Origin of the sequence: Miltoncostaea marina, assembly GCF_018141525.1 — a bacterium.
Taxonomy (GTDB): Bacteria; Actinomycetota; Thermoleophilia; order Miltoncostaeales; family Miltoncostaeaceae; genus Miltoncostaea; species Miltoncostaea marina.
This window is the reverse complement of record NZ_CP064655.1, coordinates 687,132-710,883: the sequence shown is the minus strand read 5'-3', so window position 1 is coordinate 710,883 and position 23,752 is coordinate 687,132. Positions and strand designations below refer to the sequence as shown.

The window sequence follows — 23,752 nt, the reverse complement described above, 5'->3', positions numbered from 1 at the left end:
GGCGGGCGCCGCCCCCGGCCCCCGTCCTCAGGCGGGGTCGACCCGCCTGCCGTCGCCCTGGAAGGGCGGGTCGCCGAGGCGCTCGATCAGCTCGGCCAGCGACCCGTAGACCGCCGCGGCCCCGGCGCCGACGAGCTCGCCCGCCGACACGCCGCCGGTCAGCACGCCGACGCAGGGCAGCCCCGCCCGCTCGGCGGCCTCGCAGTCCCACACCGTGTCGCCGATCACGATCGCCGGGCCGCCGCCCGCCTTCTCGAGCGCGGCCGCGATGACGTCGGGCGACGGCTTGGTCGCCTCGACGTCCCCCGCGGTGGTCCAGGCGTCGACCAGGTCGCGCGCGTCGAGCAGGTCGAGGTAGTGCTCGACCTCCTCCGGCTTGGCGGAGCTGGCGAGCACCACCCGCCGCATGCGCGACGCCAGCGCCTGGAGCAGCCCGCGGGCGTCCGGCAGGGGCACGACCTCGTCGATCATGGCCCCGTACAGCTCCTTCTCGGCCGCGCGGATGTCATCGCCGTGCTCGCGCTCGACCTCGTCGCCCGCGACGCGGGCGACGATCTGGTCGCCGCCCATGCCCATCAGGCGGTGCAGGCGCCACAGCTCCACGGTCACGCCGAAGCGCCGCAGCGCCCGGGACCAGGCGAGCGCGTGGTGGTAGTTGGTGTCGACGAGCGTGCCGTCGATGTCGACGATGACCGCGGTGTGGCCCTCTGAGCCCATCGTGTCCTCCGGTCGGGGGCGGGCGGGACGGGTGTTTCCCCGCCGCGGGGCGCGGGAACCCGCCGGGCGTGCGAGTCGTGGTCACCGGCGCGACCGGCAACGTGGGCACGGCGCTGCTGCGCGCGCTGGCCGTCGAGCCGCGCGTCGCCTCGGTGCTCGGCGTCGCGCGCCGGCCGCCCGCCGAGCCGCCGCCCGGCACGGAGTGGATGGCCGCCGACGTCGCCGACGCCGAGCTGGAGCCCGCCTTCGCCGGCGCCGACGCGGTCGTGCACCTGGCCTGGGCCATCCGGCCCTCGCACGACATGGCGCGCCTGTGGCGGACGAACGTCCTCGGCAGCGCCCGGGTGTTCGCCGCGGCCCGCGCGGCCGGCGTGCCGGCGCTCGTGCACGCGTCGTCGGTGGGCGCCTACTCGCCCGGCCCGAAGGACCGCCGGGTCGACGAGTCCTGGCCCGCGCGCGGCCTCGCGAGCAGCTTCTACGCCGTCCACAAGGCCGAGTGCGAGCGGCGGCTGGACATCCTCGAGCGCGAGGCGCCCGGCATGCGCGTCGTGCGCATGCGGCCCGGGCTGATCTTCTCCCGGCGGGCATCGTCGCGGGTGGCGCGCCTGTTCCTGGGCCCGCTGGCGCCGCGCGCGGCGGCGCGCCCGTCGCGCCTGCCCGTCGTGCCGGACATCCCGGGCCTGCGGGTGCAGGCCGTGCACTCCGACGACGTCGCCGACGCCTACCGGCTGGCGATCGTGCGCGACGACGCGCGCGGCGCCTTCAACGTGGCGGCCGAGCCGCCCCTCGACCCCGCGAGCGTCGCGGGGATCCTGGGCGCGCGCCGCGTGCCCGTGCCGGCCCGCCTGGTCCGCGCCGTCGTGGACGCGTCCTGGCGCGCCCGCCTGCAGCCGACGCCCCCGGGCTGGCTCGACATGGCCCTCGCCGTGCCGCTGATGGACTGCTCGCGCGCCCGCGACCTGCTGGGCTGGCGGCCGGCGCGCTCGAGCGGCGAGGCGCTGCGCGAGCTCCTGGAGGGCGTCGCCGACGGCGCCGGCGGGCCCACGCCCGCCCTGCGGCCCGGCCGCTGAGGCCCGGCCGCCGCGCTAGGCGGCGGCGACGAGCAGCAGGCGGTTGCCGGACGGGTCGGCCACCGCAAGGCCCTCCGCGAGCTCGTCGCCCTCGCGCCCCGCGGCCCGCAGCCGCTCGCCGGCTGCCGCGACGTCGGCCGCCGACGGCAGGTCGATCCGCACCCTGTTGAGGCCCCGGCTGCCGGGGGGCGGCGCCGGCGCGTCGCGCGTGCCCCAGGTGTTGAGGCCGAGGTGGTGGTGGTAGCCGCCCGCCGAGACGAACAGCGCCCCGGGGTAGCCGCGCACCGTCACGTCGAAGCCCAGCAGCCCGGCGTAGAAGGTCTCCGCCTCGTCGAGGTCGCGCACCTGCAGGTGCACGTGGCCCATCGTCGTGCCCTCGGGCATGCCCTCGTCGGGCGTCCCGGGCGGCAGCTCGGCGAGCACCCCCTCGACGTCCATCGGGAGGGTGTCCATCAGCAGCTCGCCGTCGCGGCGCGGCCACTCCTCGCGCGGGCGGTCGCGATAGATCTCGATGCCGTTCCCCTCGGGGTCGTCGAGGTAGAGGGCCTCGCTCACGAGGTGGTCGGAGGCGCCGCTGAAGCGCCACCCCGCGCCCGAGACCCGGTGCAGCGCCTGCGCGAGGTCGGCCCGCGAGGGCACGAGTAGCGCGAGGTGGAAGAGGCCGGTGGTGCGATGCGGGCGCGGCGTGGCGGCCGGGTCGCCCGCCAGCTCGACGAGCGTCCGCCCGCCCACGCCGAGATGCACCTCGCCGGCGGGCGAGGGGCGGTCGGCGAGGCCGACGGCGCGGCGGTAGAAGGCGGCCATCGCGTCCAGGTCCGCGGCGACGAGGCGGACGGGGCCCATGGTGGTGGCGTCTGGGAGGCTCATATGGTTGAGGAGTCAAGCACACCTTCGCCGATCCGTCCAGTCCAGTCGGCTTCCTGAACGCGCCAATGACTGGACCTACGGGGGGGTAACGCGCAGGGGGAACGACCTAGGATCCCTCACGTGAACGAGGAGCTGAACCCGCGCACGACGCCCGTCCCCACCACCGACCCGCCGGTCGACGACTGGGAGCGCCAGGGCGCGCTGCGCGAGCTCACCCGGGTGGCGCGCGACCTGCAGCTCGAGCACCACGACGCCGTCGTCGCGCGCCTCGGCCGCCTCACCGCCGGTCAGCGCCAGGCCGTGGCCGAGGCCATGGAACGCATCCTGGAGATGGGCGCGTAAGATCCCCGGTGCCCGCGCGCTCGCGCGGGGCGCCGCATCGGCGAGGGCCCTTCCGCCCGGGGGCGGACGAACGGCCCCGCTCCGCCAGGACCTCACGGCGCGTATCTCGATAGCCTAGGACTCTCCGCGTGTCGACGACCTCTCCCCAGACCATCCAAGTCCTCCTGCCCGAGCTCGGCGAGTCGGTCACGGAGGGCACCGTCGTCGAGTGGAGGGTCGCCGAGGGCGACGTCGTCGAGGCCGGCCAGACCCTCCTCGACGTGACGACGGACAAGGTCGACGTGGAGGTCCCCGCCCCCGCCGCCGGGCGCGTCTCGCGCATCGTCGTGGCGCCGGGCGACACCATCGAGGTCGGCGCGCTGCTGGCCGAGCTCGCCGCCGGCGACACCGCCGGCGGCGCCGCGAACGGCGGCGGCGGATCCGCGCCCGCGCCGGCGGCGCCCTCTGGCGACGGCGCGTCCGCCGCGCCGGCCGCGGACGGGCCGCCCGTGCCGATCGTCCTGCCCGACATGGAGTCGGTGACCGAGGGCACCGTGGTGGAGTGGCGCGTCGCCGTCGGCGACGCCGTCGAGGCCGATCAGGTGGTGCTCGAGGTCTCGACCGACAAGGTCGATCTCGAGGTGCCCGCGCCGGTCGCCGGCCGGCTGCTGTCGATCGCGGTCCCCGCGGGCGAGACGTTCACCGTCGGCCAGCCGCTGGGCGAGATCGCCCCCGGCGCCGGCGGCGCCGCACCGGCCCCGTCGCCCGCCGCCCCCGCGCCCGCGCCCGCGGTGCAGGCCGGCCCCGCGCCGAGCGGGCCCGCCGCGGCGGCCGGGCTCGAGTGGCCCGCCATCTCCCCCATCGCCCGCCGCATCGCCATCGAGAAGGGCCTCGACCCGTCCGCCCTGAAGGGCACCGGCCCCGGCGGCATCATCCGCTCCGGCGACGTCCAGGCCGCCCTCGCCGCCCCGGCGCCCACCGCCGCGCCCGCGGCCGCCGCGCCGGCCCCCGTGCCGGGCGAGGAGACCGTCCCGCTGCGCGGGCCGGCCGCCGCGCTCGCGGGCTACATGGACGAGAGCCTCAGCGTCCCCACGGCGACCAGCTACCGCACGATCAGCGTCGCGGCGCTCGACGCCCAGCGGCGGCGGATCAACGCCGACATGAAGTCCGCCGGCATCGCGGGCAAGCTCTCGTTCACCCACCTCATCGCCTGGGCCGTGATCCGGGCGGTCGACGAGATCCCGGTCATGGGCACCGGCTTCGCGACGGTCGAGGGCAAGCCGCACAAGCTGGTGCGCGACGCCGTCAACCTGGGCCTGGCCGTCGACGTGGAGCGCAAGGACGGCAGCCGCTCGCTCATGGTGCCGGTCGTCCGCGACGCGGCCTCGGGCGGCTTCGACGCCTTCCGCACCGCGTTCGACGACCTGGTGGGCCGCACGCGCGCGGGCCAGATCAAGCCCGACGAGCTGCGCGGCGCCACGGTCAGCCTCACCAACCCCGGCGGCATCGGCACGGTCGCCTCCGCCCCCCGCCTGATGGCCGGCCAGGGCACGATCGTCGCCACCGGCGCGATCGGCTACCCGCCGGGGCTCGCCTCCGTGCCCGCCGACACGCTGAAGGAGCTCGGCGTCTCGAAAGTCATGACGATGTCGAGCACCTACGACCACCGGGTGATCCAGGGCGCCGAGAGCGGCGAGTTCCTGGCCCGGGTCGACGCGCTGCTCTCCGGCGCCGACGGCTTCTACGAGGACGTCCGCTCGAGCCTGGGCCTCGCCCCCGCGCCGGCCGAGGAGGCCGCGCCGGCGCCGGCGCCCGCCGCGCCCCTGGCCGCCGCCCCCGGGGCCGTCTCGGCCGCGCCGGACCCGCAGCTGCTGGAGGGCATCGCGGCGGCGATGTCGGTCGTGAAGGCCCACCGCAGCCACGGCCACCTGGCCGCGCGCCTCGACCCGCTCGGCTCCGAGCCGCCCGGCGACCCGGCCCTCAGCACGGAGAACGTGGGCCTGACGCCCGAGGTGATGGCCCGCATCCCGGCCGAGCTGCTGCGCGTCAAGGTGCCCGGCGAGAGCTTCGCCGCCGCGCTGCCGCATCTGCGCGAGGCCTACTGCGGCACGATCGCCTACGAGATCGAGCACCTCTCGGACCACCAGAAGCGCCTCTGGCTGCGCGGGGTCATCGAGTCCGGCCGCCTGCGGGCGCCGCTGCCGGCTGAGCGCCGCGTGGCGATCCTGCAGCGGCTCGTCGAGGTGGACGCGTTCGAGCGCTTCCTGCGCCGCACCTACCTCGGCCAGAAGACGTTCTCCATCGAGGGGGTCGACACGCTGGTGTCGATCACCGACCACGTCATCCAGCAGGTCGCCGACGCGGGCGCCTCCGAGGTCGTCATGGGCATGGCCCACCGCGGCCGCCTGGCCTTCATCACCCACGTGGTGGGCCGCCCGCCGGAGTCGATCATCGCCGAGTTCGAGGGCCACATGGCGTTCGAGTCGGGCGACGAGGAGATGCGCGAGACCGCCGGCGACGTGAAGTACCACCTCGGCGCCGAGGGCGAGGTCACGAGCCCGGCCGGCAGGAGCGTCACCGTCAAGCTCGCCGCCAACCCGAGCCACCTGGAGCAGGTCAACGCCGTCGCGGAGGGCTACACCCGCGCCGTGCAGACCGTGCGCTCCAAGCGCGAGCTGCACCACGACCCGGAGTCGGCCGTCCCCGTGCTGATCCACGGCGACGCGGCGTTCATCGGCCAGGGCGTGGTCGCGGAGACGCTCAACCTGAGCAACCTGCGCGGCTACAGCACCGGCGGCACGGTGCACATCATCGCGAACAACCAGATCGGGTTCACCACCGACCCGTTCGACTCGCGCTCGACCTACCACTGCAGCGACCTGGCCCGGGGCTTCGACATCCCGGTGATCCACGTCAACGCCGACGACGTGGACGCCTGCATCAGCGCGGCGCAGCTCGCGGTGGCGTACCGCGAGCGCTACCAGCGCGACGTGCTCATCAACCTGATCGGCTACCGCCGCCTCGGCCACAACGAGCTCGACGAGCCGGCCTACACGCAGCCGGTGATGTCGCGGACGATCAAGGCGCACCCGCCGGTCAGCAAGCTCTACGCCCAGAAGCTCATCGACGAGGGCCTCCTGACCCGCGAGCAGGTGGACGAGATGATCGCCACCGCCGAGCAGCGGATGCGCGACGCCCACGAGGCGGTCACGAGCCGCGGCGAGCTGGGCACGGAGGGCAACGGCGAGGGCTCCGGCGAGGGCCGCTCGGCCACGCCGGTCGAGACCGCCGTGCCCGAGCCGACGCTGCGCGAGCTCAACGAGCAGCTGCTGCGGGTGCCGGACGGCTTCACGATCCACCCCAAGCTGCGGCCCCAGCTCGACCGGCGTCGCGAGGCGCTCGACGTCGAGCGCGGCATCGCCTGGGCCCACGCCGAGTCGCTCGCCTTCGCCTCGCTGCTCACGCAGGGCGTCCCCGTGCGCCTGACCGGCCAGGACTCGGCGCGCGGCACCTTCAGCCAGCGCCACCTCGAGCTGCACGACGTGGGCGAGGGCGAGACCTGGACCCCGCACACCGGCCGGGTCTACACGCCGCTCGCCAACCTGCCCGGGGCGGCCGCGTCGCTCGAGCTGCACAACAGCCCGCTCTCCGAGGCGGCCGCGGTCGGCTTCGAGTACGGCTACAGCACCCAGGCGCTCGAGGCGCTCGTGATCTGGGAGGCCCAGTACGGCGACTTCGCCAACGGCGCGCAGATCATGATCGACCAGTTCATCGTCTCGGGCCGCGCCAAGTGGGGCGAGGCCTCGCGGCTCACGATGCTGCTGCCGCACGGCTACGAGGGCAACGGCCCCGAGCACTCCTCGGCGCGCATCGAGCGCTTCCTGCAGGCGGCGGCCGAGGACAACATCGTCGTCGCCAACTGCTCGACGGCCGCCAACTACTTCCACCTGCTGCGCAAGCAGGCGCTCACCCACCACGGGCGGCCGCTGATCATCTTCACGCCGAAGAGCCTGCTGCGCGCCAAGGCCGCGTCGTCGAGCCTCTCGGACCTCACCGAGGGCCGCTTCCAGCCGGTCTACGACGACCCGCGGGCCGAGGGCCGCCGCGACGAGGTCACGCGCCTCATCCTCTGCTCGGGCAAGGTGTTCCACGAGCTCGACAACCACGACGACCGCGAGGCCCGCACGGAGCTCGCGATCGGCCGGGTCGAGCTGCTCTACCCCTTCCCGGACGAGCGCATCTCGGCGCTGATCGCCGCCTACCCGAACCTGAAGACCGTCACCTGGGTCCAGGAGGAGCCGCGCAACATGGGCGCGTGGGAGTTCGCGCGCCTGCAGCTCGAGCGCCTCCTGCCCGAGGGCGTCAGCCTGGAGTACGTGGGCCGCGCCCGTCGCGCCAGCACCAGCGAGGGGTACCCGCAGGCCCACCAGGCCGAGCAGGAGCGGCTGCTGAAGGCCGCGCTGAATCCGGAAGGGGAGTAACCACATGAGCGAGCCCTCGCGGGTCGTCGTGCTGGGCGGTGGCCCGGCCGGCGACGTCGCCGCCCTGCGCGCGGCCCAACTCGGGGCCGACGTCACCATGATCGAGCGGGCCGAGCTCGGCGGCACGTGCCTGAACTGGGGGTGCATCCCCACGAAGGCGCTGCTGGCGACGGCCGACCTGCTGCGCAAGGTGCGCCGCGCGGACGAGTACGGGCTCGTGGTCCCGGAGGTCTCGTTCGACTTCCCCAAGATGATGGAGCGCAAGGAGGGCGTGGTCCTCCAGATGCGCAAGGGCGTCGAGGGCGCCGCCAAGCGCAAGGGCGTGAAGGTGGTGCGCGGCGAGGGCCGGGTCGACGGCGACGCGGTCGTGGTCGACGGCGAGCGGTACCCGTACGACCACCTCGTGGTCTGCGTCGGCACCGAGCCGTCGGGGCTGCCGGGCTACGACATGGACCACCCGGCGATCCTCACCTCCAACGAGATCCTGCGCCTCGAGCAGGTGCCCGAGAGCATGATCGTCGTCGGCGGCGGCGTGATCGGCTGCGAGTTCGCGAGCCTCTTCGCGGCCCTCGGGACGCGGATCACGATCATCGAGATCCTCCCGCGCCTGCTGGCGGGCATCGACAACCGCACCGCGACCCAGTTCCAGAAGCTGCTCGAGGGCGAGGGCGTGACGGTCCACCTGGGCCGCCAGGCCGAGGTGACCGGCTACCGCGACGACGGCGTGACCGTCACCCTCGACGACGGCACCGAGGTGTCGGCCGAGAAGCTGCTCGTGTCGGTGGGCCGGCGCTCCCAGGCGGCCGGCATCGGCCTGGAGGAGATCGGCGTCGAGGTCACCGAGCGCGGCCACGTGGTGGTCGACGAGTACCTGCGCACCGCCAACCCGAAGGTGTGGGCGGTCGGCGACTGCATCGGCGGCCTCCAGCTCGCCCACCTCGCCTCGGCGGAGGGCGGCCGGGCGGTCGAGAACGCGCTCACCGGCCAGATGATCCCCATGGACCGCACGGTGGTGCCGAGCTGCATCTACACGCACCCCGAGATCGCGACCGTCGGCCTCAACGCCGACGCCGCGAAGGAGGCGGGGCACAACGTCAAGCTGGGCCAGGCCCGCTTCGTGGGCTCCGGCAAGGCGCTCGGCGAGGGCGAGCCGGGCGGCTACGCCCAGCTCGTGATGGACGCCGACACCGGCCTGCTGCTCGGCGCGACGATCATGGGCGTCCACGCGGTCGAGCTGATCCACGAGATCGGCGTCGCGATCAGCGACGGCCTCAGCGTGGGCGAGCTCGGCGAGATCATCCACGCGCACCCCACCGTCAGCGAGATGGTCATGGACGCCGCCCAGCAGGCGGTCGGCGTCGCCCCCTACCTCTCCTAGGCCGCCCGCCCCCGAGACCTGGCGCCGGCTCGGCCCCGCCGAGCTGGCGCCCGCGGCCGCCGTGGCCCGCCCCGTGGGGCTGCTGCGCGCCATGCCGCCCGGCGGGCCGCCGGTCGCCTCGTGGTCGCGCACGGCCTCGGCCGGGCTCGTGCTGGGCCGCTCGGGCGTGCGCCAGCCGGTCGACGCGGCCCTGGCCGCCCGCGAGGGCGTCGCCATCGTGCGCCGCTCGTCGGGCGGCGGACCGGTGCTCTGGGACGCCGACCTGCTGGCGCTCGACGTCGTGCTCCCCCGGGGCCACCGCCTCGCCGCGGCCGACGTCGTGCTGGCCTACCGCTGGCTCGGCGAGGCCATCGCCTCCGCGCTGCGCGCGCTGGGGGTCCCGGGCGTCGAGGTCGTCAGCGTCGCCCGGGCCCGCGCCGTGCGGGGCCGCCCCGGGCCGGCCGCCGGCGCCTGCTTCGGCGGGATCTCCCCCTTCGAGGTGCTGGCGCGGGGCCGGAAGGTCGTGGGGCTCTCCCAGGCCCGCCGGGCGCCCGGGGCGCTGCTGCAGGCCGGGATCCCGATGCGCCTCGACCCGGTCGGGCTGGCCCGCCTGCTGGGCCGCGGCCCGGCCTTCGCGCGGGGCCTCGCCGCGACGGCCGCGGGCGTGGCCGACTTCGTGCCCGACGCCGACCCGGACGACGTCGTGCGGGCCGTCGAGGGCGAGGTGGCCCACGCCCACCGGGTGCGCTTCGCGCAGGACGAGCCGACCGCCGCGGAGGCCGCGGCCATCGCGGCCGCCGAGGACGAGCTGCGCCCCGCGGCCGGCGGCGACGCTCAGCCCGCCGGCGCGACCGGGTAACCCACGGGGGCCGTCCGCCCCTCCACGCCCACGACGAGCACCGCCGGCCCGTCGGCGGTGCGCCGCCAGAGGTCGGCCAGCGCCTCGCGCAGGTCGCCAGGGGCGTCGACGCGGGCCGCCGAGGCGCCGAAGCCGGCGCAGATCGACGCGATGTCGAGGCGGGGCCGGCGCAGCCGGATGCCGGGCCAGTCGCCCTCCGGGCGGCCGGTCAGCCCCTCCAGGCCGGCGCGCAGGATCTCGTAGCCGCCGTTGTCGGCGACCACCAGGGCGGTGCCCACGCCCTCCGCGGCCGCCGTCCAGAGCGCGGAGACGCCGAACAGCAGGCCGCCGTCGCCCTGCACCGCCATCACGCGCCGCCCGGGGTCGGCGAGCCCGGCGCCCACCGCGGCGGGCAGCCCCCAGCCGAGCGCGCTGCCGCGGTGGGCGAGCCAGGTGGCCGGCGTGCGGCGCGAGAGCGCGGTGCGCAGCCCGCGCCCGGCGGTGAGCGCCTCGTCCACCACCAGGTCGCGCGGGCCGGCCGCGCTGGCGATCGCCCGGGCGAGCGCCGCGGGCCCCACCCGCGCGCCGGCGGCCTCGCGGGCCTGGCGGGCGCGCGCTGCGCGGCGGGCGGCGAGCGTGGCGGCCACGGCGCGGCCGCGGCGCGCGGCGTCGCTCGGCCCGGCCGGGCCGAGCCGCTCCAGCAGGCCGGCCAGGCTCGCGCGGACGTCGCCCACCACCCCGGCCGCCGGCGGGTGCACCTTTCCCACCTCGCGCGCATCCACGTCCGCGTGCACCAGCGCGGTGCCGGGCCCGATCGCCGGCCCCGGGCTCGTGCCGAACAGGCGGAAGACCGGCATCCCCACCGCGAGGAGCGCGTCGTGGTGCGCCAGCAGCGGGGCGATCTGGGCCGCGAAGGGCGGCAGCGGGCCCCGCCACAGCGGGTGGTCGGTGGGCAGCGGCACGCGCGCGCCCATCGGCTCGCCGAACAGCGGCGCCCCCAGGCGGTCCGCCAGCGCGGCGAGCTCGGCCGAGGCGCCGGCGGCCACCACCTCGTCCCCCGCGGCGACCACCGGCGACCGCGCCGCGGCCAGCACGGCGGCGGCGGCGTCGAGCGCCTCCGCCGGCGGCGGGGCCGCCCGCGGCGCGGGCCGCGGCTCGTGCGGCGCCGGCGCGGGCGCCACCTGCACGTCGAGCGGCAGGCTCAGCACCGTCGGCCCGGCGGGCGGCGCGGCCGCCGTGGCCAGCGCGCGGGCGAACGCCTCCGGCAGCTCCCGGGCGCTCGCCACCTCCCACGCCCCCTTGGCGATCGGCGCCGCCATCGCCACCAGCTCGCCCCCGAGGAAGGGGTCGCCCGGCAGCATCTCCTGCACCTGCTGGCCCACCGTCACGACGACCGGCACCCGGGCGCGCGCGGCGTTGAGGATGCCCGACATCGCGTTCGCCAGGCCGGGCTGCACGTGCACGTTGACCACGGACGGCCGGCCCGTCGCCTGGGCGTGGCCGTCGGCCATGCCCATCACCACCGCCTCGTGGAGGCCCAGCACGTAGCGGACCTCCGGCCGGCGCCCCAGCGCGTCGGTGATCGGCAGCTCGGTGGAGCCCGGGTTGCCGAACAGCACGCCGACGCCCTCGGCGCGCAGCGCGTCGAGGAGCCAGTCGGCGCCGTTCACATCAGCCGAGCGGCGCCATCGTGAGGCCGGCGCCCTTCAGCTGCTCCCAGTAGAGCTCCGCCTGCTCGCGGGAGCCGCTCCACACCTTCGCCTCGCCGGCGTTGTGGATGGTGGTGGCGAGCGCCATGCCCTTCTCGTAGCTCACGCCCGGGATGTAGCGGGCGAGCGTGCGCGCCACGTGCTCGAACGTGTTGTGGCTGTCGTTGAGCACGATCACGTGGCACGGCTCGCCGTGGCCCGCGCCGGAGCCCGGCAGGTCGACGCGCGGCTTGACCGGTGTCTCGGTGCCCACGCGGGGCAGGATACCTCCGCCCGGCCCGCATCCGAAGGACGCGTCCCCCGGCGCCCGAACGGGAACCCTGTCCCGCATGGTCGTCCCCCACCGCCTCGGGTTCGCCGTCAAGGTGCTCGGCGGCGGCGGCATGCCGACCTCCGACTCGCGCCGCTGGCAGAGCGGCCCGCACCTCTCGCGCTCCATCGAGCTGCTCGGCCCGGTCATCGACCACCTCGAGCGCGAGGACATCCGCATGTACCGGCTCGGGGGCTCGGTCGTCCCCTACGGCACCCACCCGGACATGCCGGACCTCGACTACCGACGCCAGATCGAGGAGTGCGCCGACGGCCTCGAGGCGCTCGGCCGGCGCGTGCGCGAGGCGGGCGTCCGCCTCTCGACCCACCCGGGCCAGTACACGGTCATCAACGGCCCCGACCCCGGCATCGTCGCCAAGTCGAGCCTCGACCTGGAGCAGGACGCCCTGCTGCTCGACGCGCTCGGGCTCGGCCCCGAGGCCGTCGTCGTGGTGCACGTGGGCGGCGTCTACAATGAGCGCGCCGCCGCGCTCGACCGCTGGGCGCGGGCCTACGAGGCGCTCTCCGAGCGCGCCCGCCGCCGGATCGCGCTCGAGCACGACGAGACCGCCTTCGACATCGACGAGGTCCTGGAGCTGCACCGCCGCACCGGGGTGAAGGTGGTGTACGACCACCACCACCACCGCTGCCGGCCCGGCCCCCTCCACGCCGACCCCCGCGACGCGATCGCCGCCGCCATGGCCACCTGGCCCGCCGGCGTGCGGCCGAAGGTGCACCTGTCGAGCCCCCGCACCGAGCTGCGCACCGTCCGCCGCCGCCGCCGCCGCGGCGAGAGCGCCGCCCGCGAGGTCCTCGTCCCGCCCCTCCTCGAGCAGCACGCGGACTTCGTCACCCCCTGGGACCTGATCGAGCTCCTCGACGCCGCCCCCGCGCCCGTCGACGTGATGCTGGAGGCCAAGGCGAAGGACCTCGCGCTGCTCTGGCTGCGGGCCCAGGTCGCCCGCGTCTCGCCCGAGCACAGCGCCGCCGAGGAGCGGACCGCCGCCCCGCCCCCGGCGGACGAGGTCGCCGCCGTCGTCGGGCCGGAGGGCGCCGTGGAGCCGTAAGCACGGGTACGTCCTAATGGACCACGGCGCGAGGTCCATTCGGACGCAGGCCCGAGAGCTCCGCTCCCGAGGGGGTTCCCGCGCGGATGCCGAATGGACCACGGCGCGAGGTCCATTCGGACGAAGCCCCTGGATCCCCGCCGCCGCGGGGGTCCCCACGCGGATGCCAAGTGGACCACGGCGCGAGGTCCATTCGGACGAGGCCCCTGGATTCCCGCCGCCGCGGGGGTCCCCACGCGGATGCCAAGTGGACCACGGCGCGAGGTCCATTCGGACATCCCCCGGCCAGGGGGGCGGCGGATCAGGCGCCGGTCAGACGGACGAGGCCGGTGTAGCCGCCGGGGCCGTAGCTGCGGGCGGACACCTTGTCGCTGGAGTTGCCCTCGACGGTCTGGATGCCGCCGTCCGCGGAGACGCCCGTGACCACGCCGATGTGATCGAGGACGCCGTCGCCGCCGCGGTCGAAGACCACCAGGTCGCCGACCTGCGGCGCGCCCGAGCCCGCCGGGATGTACCTGCCGGTCTGCTCCGCCCAGTTCCTGAGCGTCGGCACGTAGCCCTCGCCCTTGCCCTCGGGGCCGATCGGGACGCCCGCCTGCGCGGCCACCCACGAGGTGAAGTAGGCGCACCACGGGCCCACTCCGGAGCCCTCGGTGGCGGTCCGGTACTCGGCGATCCGCGGGGCGTCGTTCGAGCCGGGCGGCTGCTCGGCCACGCCGAGCTCGCGGGTGGCGATGTCGGCGATCATCTGGCCGACGCCGCCGGGGCCGGTTGCGCCGACGCCGGGGACGGGCCCGACCGAGGCGGAGACGAAGGACGCCCCCGGCGGCGCGATGGCGGGGGCGGCGCCGCCGGGCCCCATGGCCGACGCGAGGCGCCCGGCGAAGTCGCCGGCGGCCGGCGCGGGGCCGGGGGCGGGCGCGGCGAGCGGCGTCGCGGCGGCGCCGACGGTGGTCTGGATCTCGCGGACGCGCGCCATGGTCTGCGCGAGGCCGGTGGTCGCGGTGTCGATGGTCATCCGTGCTCCCGGGGCGGCATCGGCGCGCGGCGGGGCGGCCTTGAGCGCCGGCGTCGCGCCGGGGCGCCGTTCACAGGATCGTCACGTCGGTGACGGTTGTGACCATGGCGTGAAACAGTTTCGCGGCGCTTGATTCCGCCCCCGTCCGGGGGAAGGCTTCACGCCGGATGGCCGAGGACCTCATCCTCCTGGTGGTCGTGGCGACGGCGCTGGCCTTCGACTTCACCAACGGGTTCCACGACACCGGCAACGCCACCGCCGCATCCATCGCCACGGGGGCCCTGCGGCCCCGGGTGGCGGTCGGCCTGTCGGCCGCCCTGAACGTGGTGGGCGCCTTCCTGTCGCTCGAGGTCGCCAAGACCATCGCCGGCGGCATCGTGGACGCGGGCACGATCACGCTGACCGTCGTCTTCGCCGGCCTGCTGGGCGCCATCACCTGGAACCTGCTCACCTGGCTGCTCGGGTTGCCGTCGAGCTCCTCGCACGCCCTGATCGGCGGCGTGGTGGGCGCGACCCTGGCGGCGCTCGGCACGAGCGCGGTCAACGGCACCGCGATCGTCCAGAAGGTGCTCATCCCCGCCGTGCTCGCCCCGGTGATCGCGGGCGGCGTGGCGATCCTGGGCGTGCGGCTGGCCGCCCGCCTGACGCGCCGCGCGTCGCGGGAGCGCAGCGAGCGCGGCTTCCGCCTCGGCCAGATCGCGTCGGCGAGCATGATCTCCCTGGCTCACGGCACCAACGACGCGCAGAAGACGATGGGCATCATCACGCTGGCGCTGGTCGCCCACGGCACGATCGGCGCGGACGCCGGCGTGCCGGCGTGGGTGGTGCTGTCGGCGGCCCTCGCGATCGGCGCCGGCACCTACATGGGCGGCTGGCGGATCATCCGCACGATGGGCACGCGCCTCACCGAGATCACGCCGGTTCAGGGCTTCTCCTCCGACAGCGCCGCGGCGACCGTCATCCTCACCTCGTCGCACTTCGGCTTCCCGCTCTCCACGACCCACGTCGCGTCCGGCGCGATCATGGGCTCCGGCGTCGGGGCCCGCGGTGCGCAGGTGCGCTGGCGGGTGGCGGGCCGCATGGCGATCGCCTGGATCATCACGCTGCCGGCGGCCGGGCTGGTGGGCGCGGCGATGTACGGCCTCGCCGAGGGCATCGGCGGCAACACCGGGGTCGTCGTGGTGGCGGCGCTCGGCGCGGCGATGGCCACCGGCTTCTGGATCGTCTCGCGCCGCGACCGCGTGCACGCGGGCAACGTCACGGAGACCGCCGCGCCGCTGACGATCGAGGTGGTGGCGGCCGAGGGCGGCGAGCCCGCCGCCGAGCCGGCGCCCGCGCCCACCGCGACGGCCCCCCGCGCCCGCGCGGACGCCCCGCCCGAGGGGCGCGCCATGAGCGGGGCCGGCGCGTGAGCGACTTCGTCGACTTCGACTCGCTCTGGCGGGTGGCCGCGCTGAGCGCGGCGTTCGGCGTCGGCATGGTGGGCCTCTACGCCCTCGGCCTCGCGGGCATCGCCGGCGGCGCCGACGACGAGCGCCCCCCGGGGCCGCTGCGCCGGGCCCTCTCCGCGCTCTGCTTCGCGGCGTGCCTGGCCCTGGTGGTGTTCGGCATCGCGGTGATGCTGGACAAGTAGCGGCCGGGCGGGGGCACCCGGGCCCCGGAGTACCATCCACGGGTGACCATCGCCGCGCCGAGGGAGGGCGAGAGCGCGCTCGCCCCGTTCCACCCGCTGGTGCGGGAGTGGTTCGAGGGCGCCTTCGCCGAGCCGACCGTCGCCCAGCGCGGCGGCTGGCCGCCGATCGCGGCGGGCTCGCACTCGCTGATCCTGGCGCCCACGGGATCCGGCAAGACGCTGGCCGCCTTCCTCTGGGCGCTCAACGGCATCGTGGCGGCGCGGGTCGAGGGCCGGGCGTCGGAGCGGCTGCTCTACCTGTCGCCGCTCAAGGCGCTCAACTACGACGTCGAGCGCAACCTGCGCGGGCCGCTCGCGGGCATCGCGGCGGTGGCGGAGCGCCACGGGTTGGAGCCGCCGTCCGTCTCGGTCGCGGTGCGCACCGGCGACACGCCGCAACGCGAGCGCCAGCGCATGCTGCGCACCCCGCCGGACATCCTCATCACCACCCCCGAGAGCCTCTACCTGCTGCTCACCAGCCGGGGCGTCGACATGCTGGCCGGCATCCGGTCGGTGATCGTGGACGAGATCCACGCCGTCGCGGGCACGAAGCGCGGCGCCCACCTCGCCCTCAGCCTCGAGCGCCTGCAGCGCGCGGTCGAGGGCGATGGCGGCGCCCTCCAGCGCATCGGCCTGTCGGCCACCCAGCGGCCGCTCTCGGAGATCGCGCGCTTCCTCGGCGGCCAGGACGCCGAGGGCGCCCCGCGTCCGGTGGAGATCGTCGACGCCGGCTCGGCCAAGGAGCTCGACATCCAGGTCGTGGTGCCGGTCGACGACATGCGCGAGCTCGGCTCCGCCGAGTCGCCGATCGGCGAGACGGCCGACGTGGCGGGCGCGGAGAACCGCCGCCGATCGATCTGGCCGGCGATGTACCCGGAGCTCCTCGAGCTGGTGCGCGCCCACCGCTCGACGCTCGTCTTCGTCAACAACCGCCGCCTGGCCGAGCGCCTGGCCCTGCGCCTCAACGAGCTCGCCGAGGAGGAGGTGGCGCGCGCCCACCACGGCAGCCTGGCGCGCGAGCAGCGCACGATCATCGAGGAGGACCTGAAGGCGGGGCGGCTCCCATGCCTGGTCGCCACGAGCAGCCTCGAGCTCGGGATCGACATGGGCGCCGTCGACCTCGTGATCCAGGTCGAGAGCCCGCGCAGCGTGGCCCGCGGCATGCAGCGGATCGGCCGCGCCGGCCACCAGGTGGGCGCGCCGAGCCGCGGCCGCATCTTCCCCAAGTACCGCGGCGACCTGCTCGAGTGCGCCGCGGTGGTCGAGCGCATGGGCCGCGGGGCGATCGAGGAGACCCACGTCCCCCGGCTGCCGCTCGACGTGCTCGCCCAGCAGCTCGTCGCCGTGTGCTCGGACGGCGCCTGGACGGTCGACGAGCTGCACGCGCTCGCGCGGGGGGCGTACCCGTTCGCCGACCTCTCGCGCGAGCAGCTCGAGGGCGTGCTCGACATGCTCGCGGGGCGCTACCCGTCGGACGACTTCGCCGAGCTGCGCCCGCGCGTGGTCTGGGACCGCACCGCGGGGACGGTGCGCGGCCGCGAGGGCGCGCGGGCGCTGGCGGTGCAGAACGCGGGCACCATCCCCGACCGGGGCCTCTACGCGGTGGTGCTGCCCGACGGCGCCCGCGTGGGCGAGCTGGACGAGGAGATGGTCTACGAGGCGCGCAGCGGCCAGACCTTCATGCTGGGCGCGTCCACCTGGCGCATCGAGGAGATCACGCGCGACCGGGTCATCGTGACGCCCGCCCCCGGCGCCCCGGGGGCGCTGCCCTTCTGGAAGGGCGAGGGCGTCGGCCGGCCGTACGAGCTGGGCGAGGCGGTCGGCCGGCTGGCCCGCGAGCTGATCGCGGCGGGGCCCGAGCGCGCGGCCGCGCGCCTGCGCGACGACAGCTCGTTCGACGGCCGCGCCGCACGCAACCTGGTCGCGTACCTGGAGGACCAGGCGCAGGCCACCGGCACCGTGCCGAGCGACCGCGCCGTCGTGGTCGAGCGCTTCCGCGACGAGATCGGCGACTGGCGGCTGTGCGTGCTGACCCCGTTCGGCGCGCGCGTCCACGCCCCGTGGGCGCTCGCGGTGGGCGCCCGCATCCGCGCCCGCACCGGCCAGGAGGCCCACACGATCTGGGGCGACGACGGCATCGCCGTGCACCTGCCGGACGCCGACGAGGCGCCGGCGCCCGACATCGTCACCGTGCCGCCCGACGAGCTCGAGGATCTCGTGCTGGCGGAGCTCGGCGGCACCGCGCTGTTCGGCGCCCGCTTCCGGGAGAACGCCGCCCGCGCGCTGCTCATCCCCCGCCGGCGCCCGGGGCAGCGCACGCCGCTGTGGCAGCAGCGCCTCAAGGCCTCGTCGCTACTGCAGGTGGCGCGCAACTTCGGCAGCTTCCCCGTCATCCTCGAGACCTACCGCGAGTGCCTCAACGACTGGTTCGACCTGCCGGCGCTGCGCGGCGTGCTGGCCCGGATCGACTCGCGCGAGCTGGCGGTGGTCGAGGTGGAGACCGCGACCGCCTCGCCGTTCGCCGGCTCGCTGCTGTTCGAGTACGTCGCCTCCTACATGTACGAGGACGACACGCCGGTCGCCGAGCGGCGCGCCCAGGCGCTGTCGCTCAACCGCGACCTGCTGCGCGAGCTGCTCGGCCAGGAGGAGCTGCGGGACCTCATCGACCCGGGCGCCCTCGAGACGCTCGAGGCCGACCTGCAGGGGCTGTCCGAGCGGGCCCGCGCCCGCGGCGCCGACGGCCTGCACGACCTGCTGCGCCGCATCGGCGACCTCTCGGCCGACGAGGTGCGGCGCCGGGTGGCCGAGCCGTCCCGCGCCGGCGGGCTGGTCGACCAGCTCGTGGCCGAGCGGCGCGCATGCCGCATCCACCTGGGCGGCGAGGAGCGGGTGATCGCCGCGGAGGACGCCGGCCGCTACCGCGACGGCCTGGGCGCGATGCCGCCCTCGGGCATCCCCGAGGCGTTCCTCGAGCCCGTCCCGGACGCGCTGCGGGGCATCGTGGCCCGCTTCGCCCGCTCGCGGGGGCCCTTCCACGGCGCCGACCTCGCGGCCCGCTACCGCCTGCCGGCGGGGGCGGTCGAGCCCGCGCTCGCGGACCTCGAGGCCGAGGGCGTCCTGGTGCGCGGCGAGCTGCGCCCGGGCGGCTCCGGGCGGGAGTGGTGCGACGCCGAGGTGGTGCGGCGGCTGCGGCGGGCCAGCCTCGCCGCGCTGCGGCGCGAGATCGAGCCGGCCGAGCCGCGGGCGCTCGGCAGGTTCCTGCCCGACTGGCAGCGGGTCGACCGGGCCGGCGGCGCGCACGGCGTCGAGGCGCTGCGCGACGCGCTGACGACGCTCCAGGGGCTCGCCCTGCCGCCCGCCCAGTGGGAGGGCGAGGTGCTCCCACGCCGGGTGCCCGGCTACGCGACCGCCTGGCTCGACGAGCTCGCCGCCCGCGGCGAGGTGGTCTGGGTGGGCGCGGGCGCGGGCGGCGTGGGCGGCGGCCGCGTCGCCCTGCTCTTCCGCGACGACGCCCCGCTGCTGGGGCCGCCGCCGGCCGACCCGTCGCCCGACGACCCCACGGCGGTCGCCTTGCGCGCGGCGCTCGCGTCGGGCGCGAGCTTCTGGGACGACCTCGTCAGGGCGGTGGACGCCTCGCGCGAGGACGTGTTCACCGCCCTCTGGGCGCTCGTCTGGGCGGGCGAGGTCACCAACGACCTCTGGCTGCCACTGCGGGCGCCGCGCCGGCTGCCCGCCCTGCAGCGCCCGAGCGCCGCGGGGCGCCGCCGCCTCGGCGCCCGCCGCGGCGCGCCGTCCGCGGTGGCGGGCCGCTGGTCGCTCGCCGGGCGCCTGTTCGACGGCGCCGTGCCGGACGACGAGCGCCGGCGGGCCACGGCGGAGCTGCTGGTGGAGCGCCACGGCATCCTCACCCGGTCCGCGGCCCTCGCCGAGGGCGTGCCGGGCGGCTACGCGGCCGTCTACCCGGCGCTCAGCGACCTCGAGACGCTCGGCGTCGTCCGGCGTGGCTACTTCGTCGCCGGCCTCGGCGGCGCCCAGTTCGCGATGCCGGGCGCCGTCGAGCGACTGCGCGATCTGCGCGAGGCCCCCGTCGGCGACGAGCCCGCGACGCTGGTGATCGGGGCCGCCGACCCCGCGCAGCCCTACGGCGCCGCCGCGCCGTGGCCCAAGCGCGAGGGCGCCCGCTCGCCCGCGCGGGTGTTCGGCGCGCAGGTCGTCCTGGTCGACGGGGCGCCCGCGCTGTACCTCGAGCGCGGGGGGCGGGCGCTGCTGACCTTCGCGGGCACGGACGACCGGGAGCTCGACCACGCCGTCCGGGCCCTCGCCGCCTGGGTGCTCGCCGACCGGCGCCGGCGGCTGTCGATCGAGCGCGTGGACGGCGAGCCGGTGTTCGGCGGGCCGATGGAGGCCCGCCTCGCGGGCGCGGGGTTCGCCACCGACCTGCGGGGGCTCGTGCTGCGGGCCTGACCCGCGCCCGGGCTCGGGTCGGGCACGGCTCGAACAGCTCCACCGGTTGCCGGACGGGTCGTCGACCAGCACCCGCCGGCCGCCCCGCCCCTCCACGATGTTGTTGCGGAAGGTCGCGCCCGCCGCGGGCAGCGCGGCGACCGTGGCGTCGAGGTCGCCGGTCGTCAGCTGGACCCGGTTCCAGCCGGCGGGCTCGGGCCGGCGGCCGTCGGGCATCGCCTGCGCGGCGCCCCCCGGGCCGGACGGCGCACTCGGCAGCAGCCGCAGCGGCCGCCGCGCCACGATCGGGAACCCGGGGGCCGGCCGCGCCGCGACCGTGAAGCCGAGGCGCTCCGCGGAGAACGCGACGGCGGCGTCCACGTCCTCGACGATGCACCGCACGGCGACGTCCTCCACGGCGCCGGCGCACGCCGGGCCGGGCCGCGCGTGCCACCACCCGCCCGCCGGCCGTCCCTCGTCAGGCGCCGTAGCGGCGCAGGGCCGCGTCCAGCGAGGCGGCGTAGCCGCCGCCGAACAGGTGCGCGTGCACCAGCAACGGCCACAGCTGGCACAGCTCCACCCGCTCCTCGTGGCCCGGCGCGAGCGGATGCGCCTCCCCGTAGGCCGCGTACGCGGCCGCCGGGAAGCCGCCGAAGAGCCGCATCATGGCGAGGTCCATCTCGCGGTGGCCGCCGTACGCCGCCGGGTCGATGACCGCCGGCCCGCCGGCCGCGTCGAGCAGCGCGTTGCCGCTCCAGAGGTCGCCGTGCAGGCGCGCGGGCGGCTCCGGGGGGCCGCAGAGCTCGTCCAGCCGCGGCACGAGCGCGTCGATGCGGCGCAGCAGCGCGCCGTCGAGCCGCCCGGTCGACGCCGACCGGCGCGCCAACGGCAGCAGTCGGCGCTGGCCGTAGAACGCGCCCCAGGTCCGCGCCGGCTCGTTCGGCTGCGGGATCCCGGCGATGAAGTTGTCGCGGTCGAGGCCGAAGGCGGGCGCGCCGGCGCGGTGGAGGGCGGCCAGGGCGCGGCCGAAGGCCTCGCCGGGGGGAGGCGGCCGATCGGACCACGACGGGGGGTCCAATTGGACATCGCCCGCCGCGCGGCCCCCGCGCTCCAGCCATTCGAGCACCAGGAACCCCTCGCCCACGGCGAGCACGGCGGGGGTACGGAGGGCGCCGGCCTCGGCGAGCCAGGCGAGGTCGGCCGCCTCGGCGGCGGCGGCGCCGGGCGGGGCGCCCGGGTCGCGCTTGACGAACACGACGCGGCCGTCGGCCAGGACGACCCGGGCGGCCGAGGCGATGCTGCCGCCGCCCACCGGGCGGACGTCGGCGGGCGGGGCGCCGAGCGCGTCGGCGACCGCCGCGGCGAGCTCGGGCGGCAGGCTCACCCGGACCGGCTGAGGCGGGCCTCCAGGTGGTCGATCAGGCCCTGGCAGGCGGCGTCGACGAGGTCGAAGACGTGGACGAAGCCGTCGGGCCCGCCGAAGTACGGGTCGGGCACGGCCAGGTCGCCCGCGTCGGCGGCGGCCGGGTCGAACTCGCGCAGCAGGCGCACGCGGGCGGCCGCCTCCTCGCCCGGCGCGATGGCGAGCAGGTCGGCGCGGTTGCTGTGGTCCATGGCCAGCACGAGGTCGTAGCGCGCGAAGTCGGCCGGCGTGAACTGGCGGGCGCAGCCGTCCATCGTGATGCCGCGGCCGCGCGCCTCCTCGGCGGCGCGGCGGTCGGCGGCGTCGCCGACGTGCCAGTCGCTGGTGCCGGCGCTCTCCACCACCACCCGGTCCGCCAGCCCGCGCTCGCGCAGGCGGTGCCGCATGATGGCCTCGGCCGTGGGCGAGCGGCAGATGTTGCCGAGGCAGACGAAGCACAGGCGCAGGGGCTGGTCCACCCCGCGATCATGGCAGGCGGCGGCGGCGCGGGGACCCGCGCGGCTATCGTGCCCGGGGTGCCCGAGGGCCACATCAGCCACCGCAACGCGCAGCGCTTCGGCGCCGCGCTGACGGGTCGCGAGCTGGTCCGGGTGGAGGCGCCCGAGCCGCGCCTGGCGCACCTGCGGCTGCCCGAGCGGCTGGCCGGCGACCGGGTGACCGGCGCAGAGGCCGTCGGCAAGCACCACCTGCTGCGGTTCGCGAGCGGCCGGGTGCTGCACTCGCACCTCATGATGAGCGGGGTCTGGCGCCTGCTGCCGGCGGCGCGACGGCCGCGGCCGGGCGGCCTGTTCCTGGCGCTCTGGACCGACCGCAACGTGGCCGCGCTCTACCGCTGCCCCACCGTGCGGCTGCTCGAGCCGGGCGAGCCGCTGCCCCGGGCGGTGGCCGCCACGGGGCCGGACCTGCTCGACGCCGCGGTCGACCCCGCCGCCGCCACCGCGCTGGCGCTGACCCGGCTCGAGCCCAGCCGGCAGGTGGGCGAGGCGATCATGGACCAGCGGGTCGTGGCCGGGATCGGCAACGTCTACAAGAGCGAGACCCTCTTCCTGACCGGCATCGACCCGTGGCGCGAGGTCGGCAGCCTCTCCGAGGATGAGGCCGCCGCCATCGGCGCCACCGCCGCGCGCCTGCTGGCCGACGGCGTGCGCGACCGCGGCGCCATCCGCACCTACCGCGCGCCCGACGCCGCCCCCTGGAGCCGCGAGCGCACCTGGGTCTACGGCCGGCGCGACCGCCCCTGCCGGCGCTGCGGCACCCGCGTGCGCTCCCGCGGCCAGGGCGACGCCAACCGCACCACCTACTGGTGCCCCGCCTGCCAGACCTGAGCTACATGACCCGTGTGTCGCCCTCGCCGGCGATCGCCCGGCGCGAGCTGCGCCGCATGGCGTGGATCTGCTCGTTGACCTCCGCCCCGATCAGCAGGGCGACGCACGACAGGAACAGGAAGACCAGGTAGATCGCCGCGCCGGCCAGCGCCCCGTACACCGTCTTGTACGAGTCGAAGTTCTCGATGTAGAGGGCGAACAGGCGGGTGACGCCGAGCCAGATGCCCACGCCCACCAGCGCGCCCGGCACCGAGGCCAGCAGCCGCCGCCGCGGCGCGTTGGGGCCCACGTGGTACACGGCGACGGTGAAGATCAGCAGGCCGACGGTGCCGATCATGTAGAGGACCCGCCCGGCGACGTTGGGCGCCCCCTTGCCGAACAGCTCCTCGGCGACGGCCTCGACCAGGCGGGAGCCGCCGATCAGGGCGAGCGTGGTGGCCACCACCAGCACGCTGGTGGCCACCGCGATGACCGCCGCCACCAGCTTGCCGCGCACCCACGGCCGGTGCGGCACGCCGCGGATCCGGTCGAGCCCGCCCACCAGGCTGCCCATCACGTTGGCCGACACGTAGAGCGCGCCCAGCAGGCCGAGCGCCAGGAACAGGGCCGCCTGGCCGGTGTTGGCGGTCGCCGAGCCCAGCGCCGAGCGCAGGATGTCGCGCAGCTCCACCGGGATCGCGTTGTCGGCCTCGTCGTCGAGGAACTCGTCGAAGGTGTCGGGCTCGGCGACCAGGCCCACGATGGAGACGAGCACGAACAGGAACGGCACGGTGGCCAGGAACGCGTTGTAGGCGAACTGGCTGGCCACGCCGGTGATGTCGTCGGCCACCGAGCGCCGGGTGGTCCCGGCCACCACGCCCACCAGCCAGCGCCCGGCGCGCCGCACGGGCGCGACGAGGCCGCCACGGCGCAGGCTCTCGCGCGTGACCGTGCTCACCGGAGGTGGATACCGGCCCGCCGGAGGGCGCGCAAGGCGGGCGCCCGGCCGCGCCGCCGGCCCGGCGGACGGCCCACACAGCGTGCCTCGGACGCCAAACCTCCCCCTAAGTCGTGCCGTCGGTGTGAAAACCCATCCCCCCGGGGGGCGAAAAGAACGCGGAGCGTCGGCATTATTCGAGGCGAGGGTCGTCCTGGT

General features: G+C 76.6%; 18 protein-coding genes and 1 pseudogene. 10 read left to right on the top strand and 9 right to left on the bottom strand.

The window, feature by feature from the left end:
• Positions 1 to 27 precede the first annotated feature (27 nt).
• A complete protein-coding gene (locus ITJ85_RS03445) occupies positions 28 to 717 on the bottom strand; it encodes an HAD family hydrolase (RefSeq protein WP_217914962.1) in 690 nt (229 codons plus the stop codon).
• A gap of 68 nt (positions 718 to 785) precedes the next feature.
• On the opposite strand from ITJ85_RS03445, the gene ITJ85_RS03440 reads away from it, so the two are divergent.
• Complete coding sequence (locus ITJ85_RS03440; RefSeq protein WP_217914961.1) at positions 786 to 1,787, top strand: NAD-dependent epimerase/dehydratase family protein; 1,002 nt, start codon at positions 786 to 788, stop codon at positions 1,785 to 1,787.
• 15 nt (positions 1,788 to 1,802) lie between these two features.
• Here the strand turns inward: ITJ85_RS03440 and ITJ85_RS03435 are convergent, their stop codons facing one another.
• Complete coding sequence (locus ITJ85_RS03435) at positions 1,803 to 2,654, bottom strand: VOC family protein (protein WP_217914960.1); 852 nt, start codon at positions 2,652 to 2,654, stop codon at positions 1,803 to 1,805.
• A 120-nt stretch (positions 2,655 to 2,774) separates the two neighbouring features.
• Here ITJ85_RS03435 and ITJ85_RS03430 point away from each other — a divergent pair, with 120 nt between their 5' ends.
• The 4 genes from ITJ85_RS03430 (at position 2,775) to ITJ85_RS03415 (ending at position 9,672) form a co-directional block, all read left to right on the top strand.
• On the top strand, positions 2,775 to 2,996 hold the full coding sequence (locus tag ITJ85_RS03430; RefSeq protein ID WP_217914959.1) for a hypothetical protein: 222 nt from the start codon (positions 2,775 to 2,777) through the stop codon (positions 2,994 to 2,996).
• A gap of 128 nt (positions 2,997 to 3,124) precedes the next feature.
• On the top strand, positions 3,125 to 7,456 hold the full coding sequence (locus ITJ85_RS03425; RefSeq protein WP_217914958.1) for a multifunctional oxoglutarate decarboxylase/oxoglutarate dehydrogenase thiamine pyrophosphate-binding subunit/dihydrolipoyllysine-residue succinyltransferase subunit: 4,332 nt from the start codon (positions 3,125 to 3,127) through the stop codon (positions 7,454 to 7,456).
• A 4-nt stretch (positions 7,457 to 7,460) separates the two neighbouring features.
• The gene (gene lpdA, locus ITJ85_RS03420) at positions 7,461 to 8,834 is read left to right on the top strand and encodes a dihydrolipoyl dehydrogenase (RefSeq protein WP_217914957.1); all 1,374 of its coding nucleotides are present in this window, start codon (positions 7,461 to 7,463) and stop codon (positions 8,832 to 8,834) included.
• A 61-nt stretch (positions 8,835 to 8,895) separates the two neighbouring features.
• Positions 8,896 to 9,672, top strand: coding sequence for a lipoyl protein ligase domain-containing protein (locus ITJ85_RS03415; RefSeq protein WP_217914956.1), 777 nt, complete (start codon positions 8,896 to 8,898; stop codon positions 9,670 to 9,672).
• On the opposite strand, the gene ITJ85_RS03410 is transcribed toward ITJ85_RS03415, so the two are convergent.
• Together ITJ85_RS03410 and ITJ85_RS03405 are read right to left on the bottom strand one after the other, a co-directional pair.
• The gene (locus ITJ85_RS03410; protein ID WP_217914955.1) at positions 9,648 to 11,321 is read right to left on the bottom strand and encodes a thiamine pyrophosphate-binding protein; all 1,674 of its coding nucleotides are present in this window, start codon (positions 11,319 to 11,321) and stop codon (positions 9,648 to 9,650) included. The two genes, ITJ85_RS03415 and ITJ85_RS03410, sit on opposite strands and share 25 nt — an antisense overlap.
• Position 11,322: 1 nt before the next feature.
• Positions 11,323 to 11,613, bottom strand: coding sequence for an ATP-dependent Clp protease adaptor ClpS (locus tag ITJ85_RS03405; RefSeq protein WP_217914954.1), 291 nt, complete (start codon positions 11,611 to 11,613; stop codon positions 11,323 to 11,325).
• Positions 11,614 to 11,689: 76 nt separating this feature from the next.
• Here ITJ85_RS03405 and uvsE point away from each other — a divergent pair, with 76 nt between their 5' ends.
• On the top strand, positions 11,690 to 12,736 hold the full coding sequence (uvsE, locus tag ITJ85_RS03400; protein ID WP_217914953.1) for a UV DNA damage repair endonuclease UvsE: 1,047 nt from the start codon (positions 11,690 to 11,692) through the stop codon (positions 12,734 to 12,736).
• A gap of 301 nt (positions 12,737 to 13,037) precedes the next feature.
• On the opposite strand, the gene ITJ85_RS03395 is transcribed toward uvsE, so the two are convergent.
• Positions 13,038 to 13,754: a CHAP domain-containing protein gene (locus ITJ85_RS03395; protein WP_217914952.1), complete on the bottom strand. Its 717-nt coding sequence runs from the start codon at positions 13,752 to 13,754 to the stop codon at positions 13,038 to 13,040.
• A 167-nt stretch (positions 13,755 to 13,921) separates the two neighbouring features.
• On the opposite strand from ITJ85_RS03395, the gene ITJ85_RS03390 reads away from it, so the two are divergent.
• Genes ITJ85_RS03390 through ITJ85_RS03380 form a run of 3 tightly spaced genes read left to right on the top strand, consistent with a single transcriptional unit; the run spans position 13,922 to position 19,890 of the window.
• Entirely contained in the window at positions 13,922 to 15,166 is a 1,245-nt protein-coding gene (locus ITJ85_RS03390; protein WP_217914951.1) for an inorganic phosphate transporter, read from the top strand.
• The gene (locus ITJ85_RS03385) at positions 15,163 to 15,387 is read left to right on the top strand and encodes a hypothetical protein (protein WP_217914950.1); all 225 of its coding nucleotides are present in this window, start codon (positions 15,163 to 15,165) and stop codon (positions 15,385 to 15,387) included. Before ITJ85_RS03390 ends, ITJ85_RS03385 begins: the two co-directional genes overlap by 4 nt.
• 42 nt (positions 15,388 to 15,429) lie before the next feature.
• Positions 15,430 to 19,890, top strand: a complete 4,461-nt coding sequence (locus ITJ85_RS03380; RefSeq protein ID WP_217914949.1) for an Lhr family helicase — start codon at positions 15,430 to 15,432, stop codon at positions 19,888 to 19,890.
• Between the two features lie 13 nt (positions 19,891 to 19,903).
• Here ITJ85_RS03380 and ITJ85_RS17490 read toward each other — a convergent pair.
• The 3 genes and pseudogenes from ITJ85_RS17490 to ITJ85_RS03370 all read right to left on the bottom strand — a co-directional run.
• Positions 19,904 to 20,286, bottom strand: a pseudogene (locus tag ITJ85_RS17490) (VOC family protein); the annotation flags it as partial.
• A gap of 61 nt (positions 20,287 to 20,347) precedes the next feature.
• Complete coding sequence (locus tag ITJ85_RS03375; RefSeq protein ID WP_217914948.1) at positions 20,348 to 21,253, bottom strand: fructosamine kinase family protein; 906 nt, start codon at positions 21,251 to 21,253, stop codon at positions 20,348 to 20,350.
• Positions 21,250 to 21,750 carry a low molecular weight protein-tyrosine-phosphatase gene (locus ITJ85_RS03370; protein ID WP_217914947.1) on the bottom strand — a complete coding sequence of 167 codons (501 nt, stop codon included), beginning with the start codon at positions 21,748 to 21,750 and terminating at the stop codon, positions 21,250 to 21,252. Before ITJ85_RS03370 ends, ITJ85_RS03375 begins: the two co-directional genes overlap by 4 nt.
• A 57-nt stretch (positions 21,751 to 21,807) precedes the next feature.
• On the opposite strand from ITJ85_RS03370, the gene ITJ85_RS03365 reads away from it, so the two are divergent.
• On the top strand, positions 21,808 to 22,617 hold the full coding sequence (locus ITJ85_RS03365) for an Fpg/Nei family DNA glycosylase (RefSeq protein WP_217914946.1): 810 nt from the start codon (positions 21,808 to 21,810) through the stop codon (positions 22,615 to 22,617).
• Position 22,618: 1 nt separating this feature from the next.
• Here the strand turns inward: ITJ85_RS03365 and ITJ85_RS03360 are convergent, their stop codons facing one another.
• The gene (locus tag ITJ85_RS03360) at positions 22,619 to 23,554 is read right to left on the bottom strand and encodes a YihY/virulence factor BrkB family protein (protein WP_217914945.1); all 936 of its coding nucleotides are present in this window, start codon (positions 23,552 to 23,554) and stop codon (positions 22,619 to 22,621) included.
• Between the last annotated feature and the right edge of the window lie 198 nt (positions 23,555 to 23,752).

Coding starts and splice junctions, on each gene's coding strand:
- ITJ85_RS03445 (WP_217914962.1), bottom strand. CDS start 717: ATGGGCTCAGAGGGCCACACCGCGGTCATCGTCGACATCGACGGCACG.
- ITJ85_RS03435 (WP_217914960.1), bottom strand. CDS start 2,654: ATGAGCCTCCCAGACGCCACCACCATGGGCCCCGTCCGCCTCGTCGCC.
- lpdA (WP_217914957.1), top strand. CDS start 7,461: ATGAGCGAGCCCTCGCGGGTCGTCGTGCTGGGCGGTGGCCCGGCCGGC.
- uvsE (WP_217914953.1), top strand. CDS start 11,690: ATGGTCGTCCCCCACCGCCTCGGGTTCGCCGTCAAGGTGCTCGGCGGC.
- ITJ85_RS03395 (WP_217914952.1), bottom strand. CDS start 13,754: ATGACCATCGACACCGCGACCACCGGCCTCGCGCAGACCATGGCGCGC.
- ITJ85_RS03390 (WP_217914951.1), top strand. CDS start 13,922: ATGGCCGAGGACCTCATCCTCCTGGTGGTCGTGGCGACGGCGCTGGCC.